A 12,205-nucleotide genomic window follows, 5' to 3' on the forward strand; every position below is an offset into this window, starting at 1 on the left:
TTCACCATCTCCGTAATGTCCGCAACCCGTTCTCAATCGTATCTAGATCAATTTCAAAATCAGCAAATCGGCATACCGCTTCAAAATCTCGACTTGTGAAATAATCCATCTCCTGACGTACCGCCCATTCGAGATTTTTAGCTTTTGTGTTGGCTATTCTTTCGCGCGCGTCTCTAAGTGCGTAAGTAATAACCATTACCCATAAATTTCGGCATGCCCCTGCTTGTTCTTTACTAGCCACCAGATCAATGTCCATTTCAGTCTCAATCTCATTCATTTGTTTATCTCCTGTCTTTCCATCCGCATAAGTTCTTGGCAGCGTTTTTTGTGTTCTGCATCTTTCCTAGCTACCCACTCTTCCCGCGCCTTTCTCAATTCGTCTTCTACGGGCTCAAATTTGCCTTTTGGGCATTCCCTGCAATAAGGGAAATATCTCCATATCTCATCAAACCGACACCAGCCCCAGCCGCCTTTCCTTGTCATCTCATCGGCAACACATTCGCCTTTATTATTTTTTCGTTTCAGCATCCAATGACAACAAGCTATACAGGTGTTCATATAACCACCCGCTTTGGGTTCTTACCATCAAGCACCGCTGCGATTTCCTTTAAATACTTTTCAGTAACGATACGTTTAAGATTGACTTCGGCGAGCGGATTAGAGAGTTCTATGATTCTTTTTTTAAATTCTTCAATGTTTGGATCGTCAGTAACGATATCTTTGAATTCCTTACATGCCTCAGCTATTCCGGCAAAATATGCACTTTGAACTAACGCTACCCATTGAGCTATCTGATAATCCCCAATAGATATGAAGTGCTCGATTTTTTCAGACGTACCAAATAGATCAATATTCATCTCTTACCCTCCTTGTCCAAATCTTCTAAAGCTTTAGCCCCAATAAGAATGATAGGAATTGGGAAAATCCATAGCAGCAAAGTAGTTAAAAATGAGGCTAAATATCCGAATGCGGTATGGAAAATTTTTGCCGCAGCCCTAATGTCGTTTAACATGCTCTTAGGCATAGAAAACAACCACGCATGCGCCGCCGCTTTGATATATTTAATTTTCATTTTTTACCTCTGCGCTTCTCAACATCCCGAATGAATGCCCTTATAGCCTTTTTATTTTTATTTTTCTTCATCCCGTGCCAAATAATTGGAATTACCAAAAATGGGCAAAACAGCATAAACACCAAGAGAACAGGAGCGAATACGCCGTTATCTTCTATAAATTCTTTAAAGGTTGTGCTCCTATCCCCAATAGGCGTAAATATTGCTTTTAGCGTGTCCGCCCATAGAAATACCCACGCAAAGAAAGCTATTTTTAAGTTATCCACGATACGACCCCCAGTTAAAACCAAGAATTAAGCCGCCACCCTCTTTTAGCCTGTCAAAGAGACGCTCACCTAATGCCTCTTTAAGCTGGTTTATATTTAGATTGCTTATGAAAATTGTCGGCTTCATGTTCTGATAGCGAGTATTAACGACATCGAATAACGCGCGACTTTCTGCATCGGTTCCCGATTGAATGCCAACCTCATCAATAATCAGCAGGTCATAATTTCCAAATGCTGTAATGATTTCTGTTTCAGTGTATTTAGCGTTGTAGCTCTTCGATTCTCTAACCAGCCTGTTAATTTCTGAAACGCTGGTAAAACGCGCTGTACCGCCATAGTGTTTAATGACGCATAAAGCTATCGCGCTGGCGATGTGAGTCTTTCCTGTACCAGTATTGCCAAGCATTGTCATACAGCGCCCAGAATGCCCCTGAGGGCTGTTAAATTCAATCAAAAAAGCCTTGGCATCGTTAATTACATCCTGTTGCTCTTTGCAGCTCACCTGATAGCTTTTCAGCGTTTTGCCAAGAAAGCGTTTTGGAATGCCTGAATTGCCGATTAGCTCGTCAATCAGTTTGCTTTTGCGTTCGGCAGTTTCTCGTAACTGCGCCGCTTTTTCGTCTGCAATGCGTTGTTGTTCGCGTTCACGTTCGCACTCTGGGCATTTGGTAACGCGACCAGATTGATATTTCGTTTGCTGGTATTCGCCATGTGTGCTGCATGTGGCTGTGCTTTGTCCGGCAACCACAAACTGTGGGTGGTTGGCAAACATGCTGCCTACCGATGTCAATCCGCTTACCATGACAATCTTCCTCCCTCAGTGTGAACAGGCACGTCTTTAACGCTTGGCTTAACTGCATTGATTTGCGTCATCTGCTCCCCCCTCTGCATATCAGTCAACACCTGCTGATAGGCCTTGAGTAAGCAACCAAATTCATGTCTGCACTGCACAAACCAGCTACCATTGTGCGATAGAAAATATTCAGCCAGTGATGGCGCAACCTCCTTGCCAACGTATCGCACCAGTGTTGCAACCTGCCCTCTGGTTTTTGGATTAGCAGCTGGTAGCACCCCGTAACGGTCGCGATAGGCTTTTGCGTAAGCTCTCCAGCAAGCAACATTGTCAGGGTTCGCTTGTTTGGATTTTTTCACTTGCCCCGATGGCTCAGTGGGTGCGTCAGCAACCCCTGTGCCTATTATTGATGGTTCTAATTGATGGTTCTTTGATGGTTCTTCTTTAAAGGAAGGTGCAAAATTTGCAGGTAACTTTGCGGTAATTTGCACATTGGTAGGTGCAGATTTTGCATGTGCAGATTTTGCACATTGGCTAAAATTATCTAAGTCGATAATGTATAAATTCGCCAGCCGTTCACCACCTTTTTGCCTGCGCTCAGCAGTTAAAATCCCATGCTGTTTTAGTTTGTTAATCTGGCCTATTAAAGACCGTGGGCTCATGCTGCATTTTTGAGCCAAATATTCTTGGCTTGGATAACAAACACCATCATCATTGGCGTGGTCGCATAGTGCTAATAACACCAGCTTTTCGCCTTGTGATAAGTCCATTTCCCAAGCTTTAGCCATTAATTTAACGCTCATATTGCACCTCTAACCTAGACTAACCAGTGAGTAACGCGCGTAACGTGCCCCTGATTTTTCATCTTTCACCATCCGTGTATTAATTACATACCCATCTTGTTTTAGGTCATAAATTCTCGCGCCCAGTCGCATACAGCCAAACTTACGCAAGGCATCTAATGGCGTTATTGAATTGCCAGCTTTGAGATATTCAAGAATCTGAATTGTCTGAGTTGTTTTAGTTGTCATCGTGGGTATCCTTTCTCTGGCGCCTGCTATTAAGAGGGAGAGGGAATGGGCGAGTTTCAACTGCTTGCACCTTTCCAGAATGGCTGGTGTGAATAAAGATATTTCTTCCACTTTTTAGCGCCTTGCTTATAGCGCCCTGAGTTAATCCAAGCTCCTTGGCAGTTTTGCGCTGTCCATTGTTTCTTACATAATCCGATAAAGTCATTTTTTTCATTTAACACCTGAGTAAGAAGTTTTAAACATATTACTACCGCTTGTAATTATTATTGTCAATACCGGCGGTAGTTGTTTTTTTCGAAAACTAACGGTAATAATTCTTAAAATTCAATGGTGAACTTATGACTAAATCTATGAAAAAACGCCCTCTAACGCCTGAGGAGTTACTCGAAGCTAAAAAACTAAATGAAATTTACAAGGCAAAGAAAAAAGAATTGAATTTAAATCAATTGAAAGTTGGCAATCTAATGGAGATTAGCCAAGGCGCCGTAAACCACTATCTAAACGGGATAAATGCACTCAATTATGAAGCTGCTTCACAATTCGCGAAAATTCTTCAAGTTCCCGTTTCAGATTTCAGTCCTCGTTTAGCAAAAAAAATACAAACGCTATTTCCAAGAGATTTTGCCAGTGATGTCGGCACTAAAGGGAATTACCTTTTGTGGGACGATGATGATCCTCTACCTGATAATGAACACGTACTTGTCAGTTATTATAAAAATATCCATCTTGCTGCCGGAGATGGGTCATATGATTGCACCGACTATAATGAATTTAAAATTGTATTTCCACGTAGTGCATTGAGGAAATGTGGAATCCCCCCACACAAGGCAGTTTGCATGACAGTTAAGGGGGATTCAATGGAGCCGGTACTGCCAGATGGTGCTATTGTGGGCGTCAACTTAGACGGGAAAAGAATAATAAATAATGAAATTTATGCATTCAGGCATTACGATGTTCTCCGCATAAAGCAATTATCATGGAACAAAGATAATACGATCAACATCCATAGCTTCAACCCCTCTAGAAAAGACGAAACCGCATACTTAGAAGAAATGGAAATTCTTGGACATGTCTTTACATGGACGGTAATTAGATATACCCATTGAACTTATTTAGTAATATTTTTATTATAAATACCAAGCCACAACTTCGGGGGTGGCTTTTTTGTTGCGTTTAAATAATAAAATTCCCAAGCATTAAAAAAATAAATCCATAAATATCAACATTTTAATAAAATTAACTAAATATTTATTACCTGCGGTATTGATATATTTAATTACCGCTAGTAATATAAACCCATCGAACAAACACAGACACCGATGACCTCAGTATGAAAAAGAACTGGGGAAACGCAGCAAAAGGAGGTACAGGCTAGGTTGCCACGCTGCATAAGTTGATAGCGACAATGGATTGTTCATTGTTCTTTAAATAAGATGCTGAAAAATCTGAGACAAGTAATAAACGAGTTTAAAAATCGCAGCCCATTCTAACGAGTGGGCTTTAGTTTTTGAGCTTGATGGCTGTAGGTAACTAACGACACAAATCAGTGTGTCTTTAATTTATCTATTACCAATAACATCTTACTAACTGGAGACTTCAATGTGGGTAACTTCACCAGATGTGCAATGGGATATAGATTCTGCTTATGCAGACGCCATCGATATGGAAGTTAATTTAATGCAAAGCACAGAATGCATTGAATATTTAGAGAGTATCGTTAAATTCCCAATATGGGATGAGATAGTTTCCGTCCTCGATAGTAATGCTATTGAATTAGATATAAGCACAGAACCTATTGAGTCTTTGGAGGATATAGTTGATTACAAACTATGGGACAAGATAGTTGCAGCACTAGAACGCGTTGCACAAGAGTGGCTAGAAGCTAATAGAGATTAGTCATCAAAGTAATATCAAGGAGTAAAACATGGGAATAACTACTGAACAGTTAGCTGATGATGAGCTAGTAAAGGTAGCGGATGATGCTATTGGCAAACTCCGCTGCTCAGAATACTACGAGGATATGCAAAAAGTAGCAAATGAGCTGGTTAAGGCTATAGTTTTAGGTGGCTATTACAGGCAGCAGACAGTTGGGCAGATATTAAGCCATCTGCCACTAGAGGCTGAAAGCGTAGTAACCAATTATATTTTTCAGAAAGCTTAATTTAAAAGGAGTTAATCATGATTACAGTTACAAAAAAAGAAGAACCCGAAATCAAATATCCTGTGGGTAGAAAATGGAAGTCGGATGGTCAGGTGGTTATTTTTTGGGATGAACATAAGGGTACAAGCATCCGCGGTAGCGTTCAATATCCTCCTGACGGGCAAACCTCCAATAGATTTGTATCCTGTAAGGATTATGATAGATGGACGCCTGTGGATTTAGAAATATCAGGAGAATATATTGTTTTTGACGGTAGTAAATCTACTAAAGAAGAAATTATATATCCAATAGCTAGAAGACGGATAGACGATGGGTTGCTTGTTATCTTTACTAGCTGCAAAGTCGGAGTAGTAGCCGACATAGGTAGGATGAAAGAAACTCATCTGTTTGGTGGTTATCCTGCTGACCAATTTTGGGATGAGGCTATGAAGCCTACTGATTCTAATTGGGAACCAGCTAATTTAAAAATTTATGGATGACTGATTAAGGGATACGATTAATTATGCTTAAAATTACTGAATGTAGTATACCGGAGATTAAATATCCGGTAGCTAGAATGTGTAAGAATGATGGGCTGGTTGTTATTTTTTGGAAGGAATGTAAGTGTACGGTTGTTGATAAAGGTGAATCTACATATTACCTTGGGTATACAACAGACGATTGGTCATGTTTAATGTATGATGCGTGGAAGCCTGTAGATATAGAGATATCAGCAGGGGAAATAATCCTATGTGATAACAAGTCTACAAGAGATGAAATTGTATATCCAGTGGTTAAGCAACATCGTAAAAATGGTATGATTGTTATCCTTACTGAACCACATGCTGGGGTAATAGCTGATTCTGGGGCTGACGAATACTATAAAATAGGGGATAGACATCACCTACTTGATGAAGAAAGTAGGTGGACGTCAGTTAACTTAAGAATTTGCGGATAGTTTATCTATTACAAACAATGCAAATTGAAAGGAATTAATCATGATTGAAGTTAAGGAACCTGATGCGTCTAGAATTAAATTCCCTGTAGGCAGAAAAGGAAAGCGTGACGGGTCGGTTGTTATATTTTGGGATGAGCATACATGCACAGTTACTTTGCCCGGTGAAAGCTATTCCAACGCTGGGTTTACATGTGGTGGATTAATCTCATGCATGGATGAAAACACGTGGGAACCTGTAGACATACATATTTCCGGATAACTTATCAATTCAAATGCATTCGATGAGTGCATTTGCGTGGATGAGTAGACACAGCCAGCTAAATGCTGGCGTTTTTTATTGGAGTTGAATAATGAGCACAGCTATACAGCAATTCAGGCTTGACCGTTCTAGGCTCAATGCTGAAAGCTTGGCTAAAAAGCAGGCTGAGCATGAAAAATTTATCAGTTATACACCAAAAAAACAGGCAGTTTTGAAATTGAGAAAAGTGCTTAGTCGCTATCAAGGTAAAAATGTTCAACAAGGTGGTTATGATTTTAACCACGTGGACTCTAAGGCCGTTGATGTCTACGCCAAATTTCTTGTAGAAGAAATTAAATTAATGTTAATAGATAAGGAGAAACCGCAGAAGTATGCCGCATCAATGCTAACTGCTTATAGACCTTGGCGCCCTTGGGGTTGTCTTCTCAATATTATAGACACACTGGAACGCGGCGGCTTAGTTGAAAAACTGCGTAATGGTGTTTATCAATATACTGAGGCCGGAAGATTGCTAGCCAGTGCGTTATACGCTGATCCTCCTGATTTTTCAAAAGTTAATGCTAAAGCTGCGGAACGTGAAAAGAAAAAGGAAGAAGCCAAAAAAGCAAAAATAATGAGCCTGCGGGCAGCTAGAACATACTTAAATGTCCCCTACACTGAAAGATGGACAGCAAAACAGCATGGAGCCAGATGGGATAAAGATGTAAAAAAATGGTATTTACCCGAGGGTGTAGAAATGCATGAGGATTTAAAACAGTATGCCTGTGATGAATGATTGGGTAGTAATTTAATACTGAACATTATTGTAACTATTGATATAGCCAGCTAAATGCTGGCTCTTTATTTTGGAGATATTTATGGAAACTACAACTATAACTTTGCAAGAGTTGGACGAAAAAGGTGCTTGTTTTGATGGATGTGAACTATTTGAAAGATATTATCCTAAAGGCAATGCTGATTATTGGGATGTTATTAAGAAATGCATAGCATTAGAAGAGTTTTGGGATATTAATTGGATACTTAAGAATCTTGATTTTACATTACCAGATTTAGTATTAGACGAATTACCAGATGAACCTGTATTCGTTTATCCCGGCAAGGTAATCATTAAGGGTGATGTAAAAATAACTGGAAAGGTTCTTACTAAAGGCGGGTTAAATGTAATCGGCAAATTAATTGTTTGTGGGTATGCGCGTATATGGGGTAACACGAAAGCTGATGAAATCAACGTAAATGATGGTTGTATTTACGGTAGAGCTTATGGTGAAACAATCAACGTAAGCAATAAAGGTTGGATTTACGATGGAGCTTATGGTGAAACAATTAACGTAAGCGGTGATGGTCATATTTACGATGGAGCTTATGGTGAAACAATTAACGTAAGCGATGAAGGTAGGATTTACGGTGGGGCTAATGGTGAAACAATCAACGTAAGTGATAAAGGTAGGATTTACCATGGAGCTAATGGTGAAACAATCAACGTAAGTGATAAAGGTAGGATTTACCATGGAGCTAATGGTCAAACAATCAACGTAAGTGATGAAGGTAGGATTATATGTTAGCCAATAGACTATAACCTACCCACTTCTAAAACTGATACTAATTAACATGTCCAGCCTAGTGCTGGCTTTTTATTGGAGTTTTAACTTTTTAACCACGTTGGAAATGAATAAATGAACGACGAACTTAAAGATTTTGAACAAGAACTCTATAAAAAAATTATTGCTGGCGAAGAACTATCCGAGAACGAATTAAGTGCTGTAATTTGTTGTTTTGGAGTGGGTACAGAGTCAAAAACCATCGTACGTATTAATGGCAAATATTATGCAATTGAGTGGGTGCGCGACTTGACGGGAAAGCGTGGTGATTCTTATGGAAATCAACCCTATGAAGTTTTAAAAAGAACAAAACCGGTTACAGATTGGGTGCCGGTATCATGGAAACAGAATGAAGAAGATGAAGATTATTAATATATTTTAATACAGAAGCCAGCCTAGTGCTGGCTATTTTAATGGAGCTTGAAAATGAGTAACACCAACGCAATCCAAAAAGCCAAAGACATTAAATCATTTTTAAACAGCCCAGCTATTCAGAAAAAAATGCATGAGCTGGTTAATAAAAATACCGCCAGCTTTGCAACCTCAATCATGCAGATTGTAAATAATAATGAAATGCTTCTGAATGCTGATCAATTATCTATTTTTAATGCGGCGTGCATGGCGGCAACCTTAAATCTGCCAATTAATAACAGCTTCGGCTTTGCTTATATCGTCCCTTATCACAATAAGAAATCAGGACGTTTTGAGGCACAATTTCAGCTTGGTTACAAAGGATTAATACAGTTAGCCCAGCGTTCAGGACAGTTTGAGCGTCTTGTTTCATTGCCGGTTTATGAAGCTCAATTAGTTGAGAAAGATTTAATTAACGGCTTTAAGTTTGACTGGTCGGTTGAACCTGATGAAAATGAAAAACCTATCGGTTTTTATGCATATTTCAAGTTAATTAATGGCTTTACTGCCGAGCTTTATATGACAACTAGCCAGATTGATAAGCATGCTAAACGCTACAGCCAATCATTTAAAAAGGGTTATGGCGTATGGGCTGATAATTATGAGCAGATGGCATTGAAAACAGTAACTAAATTGTTGTTGTCTAAACAGGCTCCCTTGTCTATTGAACTGCAAAAGGCCGTTTTATCAGACCAATCAGTCATTAAGGACGTGACTGAGGATAAGTTTGATTACATAGACAATCAAAATACATCTCTGGATTTATCTATGCCTGTTGATGACGAGTTGATGAAAACGCTTGTAGAAAATATTACTACAGGAGAGGTAAGTAAAGAAGCGGTATTAAACGGGGATTACAAATTTACACCCGAACAACGGGAAGTAATCGAGGGACTTTGAAATGAAAATAAGATGCTCAGCAATATCACTGATAATTGGGGATGGCCGGACTAAAGGCAATCCCCTTTCCGATACAGCTAAATCGTACTTGATCACCTTGGCAAAAGAAAACTTATACGGTGTTAAGAAATTTGATGGCAGTAAGGAAACAGTCAAGGGTAATTTACTTGAGGAGGCGGCTATAAAGGCAAGTGGAATGAAGCGCGGGCGGGAATTTTCTAAAAATACTACCCGCTTAGAAAATGACTGGATTACAGGCGAGTGCGATATTTACGTGCCGAGCGAACGGCTAATTATCGATACAAAGTGTTCATGGGATATGTTTACCCACCCTCGTTTTGTCGATGAGGCTCACAAGAAAGCTGAAAAAGCTGGATATACTTATCAGATGCAGGGTTATATGTGGCTTTATGATTGCGATAAAGCCGATATTGATTTTTGGCTATTCCCCTGCCCTGAAAACTTATTAAGTACTTACGACCGCGCGGAAGTGCTGATTGATGCGGTCGAGGATATTCCACTGCTTAAACGAGTTACTACTGTAAGGATAGAAAGAGATGAAAAGGTAATTGAGAAGATTAAGGAAAAAGTTGAAATTTGTCAGGAATATTATAACTCCCTGCTCGAGCAGGCGGCTTAAAAGGATAATCTATGTCTGTAAATAAAGTGATCCTAGTCGGTCGTTTGGGTCGTGACCCTGAAACTCGATATATGCCCAGCGGCGAAGCAGTAACCAATTTTGCTATTGCTACAGAAGAAAGATGGAAAGATAAATCTGGACAGCCTCAAACCCGTACCGAATGGCACAATATTACCCTATTTGGAAAACTGGGGGAAATAGCCGGCCAGTATTTGCATAAGGGTAGTCAGGTATTCATTGAGGGTCGCATTCAAAGCCGTAAATACACTGGAAAAGATGGCATTGAACGTATTGCCTACGACATCATTGGTAATGAAATGAAGATGCTGGGCGACAGCAAAAACGCCTCTAATTCAGGGGGCAGTTATGATGCTGCCCCTACAGCTTCCAATCCGCCACCACCTCGCCGGCAAGAGCCACAGCGGGAACCAGCGTCTCCTCCTGTAGATGATATTGATGATTCCATTCCATTTTAAGAGGTGAATATGGCAATCTACATACCTAAGGGTGGTCTATGTATGACCTGTAAATTTAAAATTAATGATTGCTCACAGCTACCTTTTTCTACTATGAAGCCTATTAAGACTTATGAAGATGGATATATAGCTGTTAAATGTGAGAAATATGAACATGAAGCCGCCTAGTGCGGCTTTTTTATTGGAGCTTTAAAATGAGTAAATTTATAAAACTAACAGAGCTTGATGGTACGGAATTTGTAATTAATGTTACTTGCATCCAGATGTTATGGAAAGGAGCTAATGGAAATGCTCATATACTTATTTCATTTTGTACTGGTGCGGAGCAGCACACGGTTAAAAACTCTTATGAAGAGATAAAAACTAAATTATGTGCAGATGAGGAAACTATATGCTAGCTTGGCACAAATACCCTGATGAAAAACCTCCAACCATTGGAGAGAATGGAATTATTACAATCACAAGGGAAACCGATGGTTCGGTATATTTGGAAACATGTAGCTATGACGCCAGTATAGGAAAATTTTATTATGATGGTTGCGATGGAGGTGGTTGGTCGCCTGATTATATTTCAGATGCAGGCATAACGCACTGGATTAATATCAATGAGCTGCCATTACCTTAACAAGGAGGCGGAATGGATAATTTTCTTAATTGGTGTAGCGTTGAGAAAGATGGGAAACCAAAGAAAAGCGGCAAATATCTTATTAGAGTTAAATTTAGTTACCCTTTCGAGGATGTCCCGCCGACAGCGTTTATGGATTACTATTGCAATATCAAGGGTGAGTGGAGGAAATATGATTCTGAGGCGAGGAATATTACCCACTATATCCCACTATCTGAAATCCCTATGCCTAAATAGCCAAGCCCGCCAAGTAAAATAAACTCAGTGAAGCGCCAACTTCACTGAGTTTACACGGGATGGACAGAATTATTCCCTGTCTTCTGTAAAAATCAAGTGTAAAAGTCAAGAAAAAAATCACTTGCATTTTTACTAGTAAAGCAGTATTGAGTGTACAGTAATTATATATTCTTGTCTATTCTATTCCGTTTAAAGTTAATAGAAAGGAGCATGATGCCAGATGCTTCTAATTTTACTTATAGGATTAGCATTTGCCTAAATAACCCAGCCCGCCAACCCGCGGGCTTTAGTTTTTAAGTTTGATAACAAATGGAGGTAAATTGAATATTAAATATGAATATATAGTAAACTTGGGTTGTTTTGGGAACCGAAATCCTAGCACATACACGATAGCAGTGAGTGCCTAACCTCCTGCCACCCTACCCGAGTTTAAAAATTGATAGAGAGATGAAAGATGCTTTTAGAATATTTTGATGAGCCAAGCTTATCGTTAATTGCAGAAGCTGTTAGTAATGAGGAGTTCGAATCAGCTTTAAAAATGATTGATGAATATGAGGCGTTTCTGCAAGGGCAAGAGGATTTAGCTGCACAAATGGCAGAAGATGTGGGTGGGGTTCTGCCTCCTCAGGCGTTTGAATTTTTTGAGCAACACGCGGATGAGCAAATGCGGATCGCCGCAAGGTTGGAAAAATTAAGACAAGCAATACCGCAAAATTAATTTAGTTCAAATACCCGCTAACCAGCGGGTTTTATTTTATCTCTCACAGACAATGCAAATTGAAAGGAGTTAATCATGATT

The 12,205-nt window shown here is 39.5% G+C and carries 24 protein-coding genes; 15 read left to right on the forward strand and 9 right to left on the reverse strand.

Annotated elements, in window-relative coordinates; genetic code table 11:
* Nucleotide 1: 1 nt before the first annotated feature.
* The 9 genes from BHC51_RS04755 to BHC51_RS04795 are packed head-to-tail and all read right to left on the reverse strand — an operon-like array spanning nucleotide 2 to nucleotide 3,376.
* Nucleotides 2-277 carry a hypothetical protein gene (locus tag BHC51_RS04755; protein WP_100153455.1) on the reverse strand — a complete coding sequence of 92 codons (276 nt, stop codon included), beginning with the start codon at nucleotides 275-277 and terminating at the stop codon, nucleotides 2-4.
* Nucleotides 274-558, reverse strand: coding sequence for a hypothetical protein (locus tag BHC51_RS04760; protein WP_100153456.1), 285 nt, complete (start codon nucleotides 556-558; stop codon nucleotides 274-276). Before BHC51_RS04760 ends, BHC51_RS04755 begins: the two co-directional genes overlap by 4 nt.
* Nucleotides 555-857 carry a hypothetical protein gene (locus BHC51_RS04765; RefSeq protein ID WP_100153457.1) on the reverse strand — a complete coding sequence of 101 codons (303 nt, stop codon included), beginning with the start codon at nucleotides 855-857 and terminating at the stop codon, nucleotides 555-557. Before BHC51_RS04765 ends, BHC51_RS04760 begins: the two co-directional genes overlap by 4 nt.
* Nucleotides 854-1,072 carry a hypothetical protein gene (locus BHC51_RS04770; protein WP_100153458.1) on the reverse strand — a complete coding sequence of 73 codons (219 nt, stop codon included), beginning with the start codon at nucleotides 1,070-1,072 and terminating at the stop codon, nucleotides 854-856. Before BHC51_RS04770 ends, BHC51_RS04765 begins: the two co-directional genes overlap by 4 nt.
* Nucleotides 1,069-1,338, reverse strand: coding sequence for a hypothetical protein (locus tag BHC51_RS04775; protein WP_100153459.1), 270 nt, complete (start codon nucleotides 1,336-1,338; stop codon nucleotides 1,069-1,071). The genes BHC51_RS04770 and BHC51_RS04775 overlap by 4 nt, the downstream gene beginning before the upstream one ends.
* Nucleotides 1,331-2,140 (reverse strand): ATP-binding protein, encoded by an 810-nt coding sequence (locus BHC51_RS04780; RefSeq protein ID WP_100153460.1) that lies wholly within the window; start codon nucleotides 2,138-2,140, stop codon nucleotides 1,331-1,333. Before BHC51_RS04780 ends, BHC51_RS04775 begins: the two co-directional genes overlap by 8 nt.
* Entirely contained in the window at nucleotides 2,134-2,934 is an 801-nt protein-coding gene (locus BHC51_RS04785; protein WP_100153461.1) for a helix-turn-helix domain-containing protein, read from the reverse strand. The genes BHC51_RS04780 and BHC51_RS04785 overlap by 7 nt, the downstream gene beginning before the upstream one ends.
* 9 nt (nucleotides 2,935-2,943) lie before the next feature.
* Entirely contained in the window at nucleotides 2,944-3,162 is a 219-nt protein-coding gene (locus BHC51_RS04790) for a helix-turn-helix domain-containing protein (RefSeq protein ID WP_100153462.1), read from the reverse strand.
* Nucleotides 3,152-3,376: a Cro/CI family transcriptional regulator gene (locus tag BHC51_RS04795; protein WP_100153463.1), complete on the reverse strand. Its 225-nt coding sequence runs from the start codon at nucleotides 3,374-3,376 to the stop codon at nucleotides 3,152-3,154. The genes BHC51_RS04790 and BHC51_RS04795 overlap by 11 nt, the downstream gene beginning before the upstream one ends.
* Before the next feature lie 124 nt (nucleotides 3,377-3,500).
* On the opposite strand from BHC51_RS04795, the gene BHC51_RS04800 reads away from it, so the two are divergent.
* From BHC51_RS04800 to BHC51_RS04875, 15 genes are all read left to right on the forward strand, one after another.
* Nucleotides 3,501-4,268 (forward strand): S24 family peptidase, encoded by a 768-nt coding sequence (locus tag BHC51_RS04800; RefSeq protein ID WP_100153464.1) that lies wholly within the window; start codon nucleotides 3,501-3,503, stop codon nucleotides 4,266-4,268.
* A 493-nt stretch (nucleotides 4,269-4,761) separates the two neighbouring features.
* Nucleotides 4,762-5,058: a hypothetical protein gene (locus BHC51_RS04805; RefSeq protein WP_100153465.1), complete on the forward strand. Its 297-nt coding sequence runs from the start codon at nucleotides 4,762-4,764 to the stop codon at nucleotides 5,056-5,058.
* Between the two features lie 28 nt (nucleotides 5,059-5,086).
* Nucleotides 5,087-5,323 carry a hypothetical protein gene (locus BHC51_RS04810; RefSeq protein WP_100153466.1) on the forward strand — a complete coding sequence of 79 codons (237 nt, stop codon included), beginning with the start codon at nucleotides 5,087-5,089 and terminating at the stop codon, nucleotides 5,321-5,323.
* Nucleotides 5,324-5,340: 17 nt separating this feature from the next.
* Nucleotides 5,341-5,802, forward strand: coding sequence for a hypothetical protein (locus BHC51_RS04815; protein WP_100153467.1), 462 nt, complete (start codon nucleotides 5,341-5,343; stop codon nucleotides 5,800-5,802).
* A 23-nt stretch (nucleotides 5,803-5,825) separates the two neighbouring features.
* Nucleotides 5,826-6,260 carry a hypothetical protein gene (locus BHC51_RS04820; protein WP_100153468.1) on the forward strand — a complete coding sequence of 145 codons (435 nt, stop codon included), beginning with the start codon at nucleotides 5,826-5,828 and terminating at the stop codon, nucleotides 6,258-6,260.
* A 40-nt stretch (nucleotides 6,261-6,300) separates the two neighbouring features.
* The gene (locus BHC51_RS04825; RefSeq protein WP_100153469.1) at nucleotides 6,301-6,519 is read left to right on the forward strand and encodes a hypothetical protein; all 219 of its coding nucleotides are present in this window, start codon (nucleotides 6,301-6,303) and stop codon (nucleotides 6,517-6,519) included.
* Between the two features lie 91 nt (nucleotides 6,520-6,610).
* Nucleotides 6,611-7,294, forward strand: a complete 684-nt coding sequence (locus BHC51_RS04830) for a DUF5710 domain-containing protein (RefSeq protein ID WP_100153470.1) — start codon at nucleotides 6,611-6,613, stop codon at nucleotides 7,292-7,294.
* An 82-nt stretch (nucleotides 7,295-7,376) separates the two neighbouring features.
* A complete protein-coding gene (locus tag BHC51_RS04835; RefSeq protein ID WP_100153471.1) occupies nucleotides 7,377-8,081 on the forward strand; it encodes a hypothetical protein in 705 nt (234 codons plus the stop codon).
* Nucleotides 8,082-8,192: 111 nt separating this feature from the next.
* A complete protein-coding gene (locus BHC51_RS04840) occupies nucleotides 8,193-8,489 on the forward strand; it encodes a hypothetical protein (RefSeq protein ID WP_100153472.1) in 297 nt (98 codons plus the stop codon).
* A 54-nt stretch (nucleotides 8,490-8,543) separates the two neighbouring features.
* On the forward strand, nucleotides 8,544-9,428 hold the full coding sequence (locus BHC51_RS04845; protein ID WP_100153473.1) for a recombinase RecT: 885 nt from the start codon (nucleotides 8,544-8,546) through the stop codon (nucleotides 9,426-9,428).
* Nucleotide 9,429: 1 nt separating this feature from the next.
* Nucleotides 9,430-10,068: a translocation protein TolB precursor gene (locus BHC51_RS04850; RefSeq protein WP_100153474.1), complete on the forward strand. Its 639-nt coding sequence runs from the start codon at nucleotides 9,430-9,432 to the stop codon at nucleotides 10,066-10,068.
* An 11-nt stretch (nucleotides 10,069-10,079) separates the two neighbouring features.
* Nucleotides 10,080-10,544, forward strand: coding sequence for a single-stranded DNA-binding protein (locus BHC51_RS04855; RefSeq protein ID WP_100153475.1), 465 nt, complete (start codon nucleotides 10,080-10,082; stop codon nucleotides 10,542-10,544).
* Between the two features lie 194 nt (nucleotides 10,545-10,738).
* Nucleotides 10,739-10,942: a hypothetical protein gene (locus BHC51_RS04860; protein ID WP_100153476.1), complete on the forward strand. Its 204-nt coding sequence runs from the start codon at nucleotides 10,739-10,741 to the stop codon at nucleotides 10,940-10,942.
* On the forward strand, nucleotides 10,936-11,169 hold the full coding sequence (locus tag BHC51_RS04865; protein WP_100153477.1) for a hypothetical protein: 234 nt from the start codon (nucleotides 10,936-10,938) through the stop codon (nucleotides 11,167-11,169). The genes BHC51_RS04860 and BHC51_RS04865 overlap by 7 nt, the downstream gene beginning before the upstream one ends.
* A 691-nt stretch (nucleotides 11,170-11,860) precedes the next feature.
* Nucleotides 11,861-12,124: a hypothetical protein gene (locus BHC51_RS04875; protein ID WP_100153421.1), complete on the forward strand. Its 264-nt coding sequence runs from the start codon at nucleotides 11,861-11,863 to the stop codon at nucleotides 12,122-12,124.
* Nucleotides 12,125-12,205: the final 81 nt, after the last annotated feature.

It is taken from the genome of Snodgrassella alvi (assembly GCF_002777745.1).
Lineage (GTDB): Bacteria > Pseudomonadota > Gammaproteobacteria > Burkholderiales > Neisseriaceae > Snodgrassella > Snodgrassella alvi_D.

What these genes read in the sequence shown, in the direction of transcription:
- BHC51_RS04810 (WP_100153466.1), top strand. Translation starts at nt 5,087, where the DNA reads ATGGGAATAACTACTGAACAGTTAGCTGATGATGAGCTAGTAAAGGTA.
- BHC51_RS04795 (WP_100153463.1), bottom strand. Translation starts at nt 3,376, where the DNA reads ATGAAAAAAATGACTTTATCGGATTATGTAAGAAACAATGGACAGCGC.
- BHC51_RS04845 (WP_100153473.1), top strand. Translation starts at nt 8,544, where the DNA reads ATGAGTAACACCAACGCAATCCAAAAAGCCAAAGACATTAAATCATTT.
- BHC51_RS04780 (WP_100153460.1), bottom strand. Translation starts at nt 2,140, where the DNA reads ATGGTAAGCGGATTGACATCGGTAGGCAGCATGTTTGCCAACCACCCA.
- BHC51_RS04805 (WP_100153465.1), top strand. Translation starts at nt 4,762, where the DNA reads ATGTGGGTAACTTCACCAGATGTGCAATGGGATATAGATTCTGCTTAT.
- BHC51_RS04755 (WP_100153455.1), bottom strand. Translation starts at nt 277, where the DNA reads ATGAATGAGATTGAGACTGAAATGGACATTGATCTGGTGGCTAGTAAA.
- BHC51_RS04815 (WP_100153467.1), top strand. Translation starts at nt 5,341, where the DNA reads ATGATTACAGTTACAAAAAAAGAAGAACCCGAAATCAAATATCCTGTG.
- BHC51_RS04865 (WP_100153477.1), top strand. Translation starts at nt 10,936, where the DNA reads ATGCTAGCTTGGCACAAATACCCTGATGAAAAACCTCCAACCATTGGA.
- BHC51_RS04825 (WP_100153469.1), top strand. Translation starts at nt 6,301, where the DNA reads ATGATTGAAGTTAAGGAACCTGATGCGTCTAGAATTAAATTCCCTGTA.
- BHC51_RS04800 (WP_100153464.1), top strand. Translation starts at nt 3,501, where the DNA reads ATGACTAAATCTATGAAAAAACGCCCTCTAACGCCTGAGGAGTTACTC.
- BHC51_RS04765 (WP_100153457.1), bottom strand. Translation starts at nt 857, where the DNA reads ATGAATATTGATCTATTTGGTACGTCTGAAAAAATCGAGCACTTCATA.
- BHC51_RS04855 (WP_100153475.1), top strand. Translation starts at nt 10,080, where the DNA reads ATGTCTGTAAATAAAGTGATCCTAGTCGGTCGTTTGGGTCGTGACCCT.
- BHC51_RS04830 (WP_100153470.1), top strand. Translation starts at nt 6,611, where the DNA reads ATGAGCACAGCTATACAGCAATTCAGGCTTGACCGTTCTAGGCTCAAT.
- BHC51_RS04860 (WP_100153476.1), top strand. Translation starts at nt 10,739, where the DNA reads ATGAGTAAATTTATAAAACTAACAGAGCTTGATGGTACGGAATTTGTA.
- BHC51_RS04785 (WP_100153461.1), bottom strand. Translation starts at nt 2,934, where the DNA reads ATGAGCGTTAAATTAATGGCTAAAGCTTGGGAAATGGACTTATCACAA.
- BHC51_RS04835 (WP_100153471.1), top strand. Translation starts at nt 7,377, where the DNA reads ATGGAAACTACAACTATAACTTTGCAAGAGTTGGACGAAAAAGGTGCT.
- BHC51_RS04875 (WP_100153421.1), top strand. Translation starts at nt 11,861, where the DNA reads ATGCTTTTAGAATATTTTGATGAGCCAAGCTTATCGTTAATTGCAGAA.
- BHC51_RS04850 (WP_100153474.1), top strand. Translation starts at nt 9,430, where the DNA reads ATGAAAATAAGATGCTCAGCAATATCACTGATAATTGGGGATGGCCGG.
- BHC51_RS04820 (WP_100153468.1), top strand. Translation starts at nt 5,826, where the DNA reads ATGCTTAAAATTACTGAATGTAGTATACCGGAGATTAAATATCCGGTA.
- BHC51_RS04840 (WP_100153472.1), top strand. Translation starts at nt 8,193, where the DNA reads ATGAACGACGAACTTAAAGATTTTGAACAAGAACTCTATAAAAAAATT.
- BHC51_RS04770 (WP_100153458.1), bottom strand. Translation starts at nt 1,072, where the DNA reads ATGAAAATTAAATATATCAAAGCGGCGGCGCATGCGTGGTTGTTTTCT.
- BHC51_RS04760 (WP_100153456.1), bottom strand. Translation starts at nt 558, where the DNA reads ATGAACACCTGTATAGCTTGTTGTCATTGGATGCTGAAACGAAAAAAT.
- BHC51_RS04790 (WP_100153462.1), bottom strand. Translation starts at nt 3,162, where the DNA reads ATGACAACTAAAACAACTCAGACAATTCAGATTCTTGAATATCTCAAA.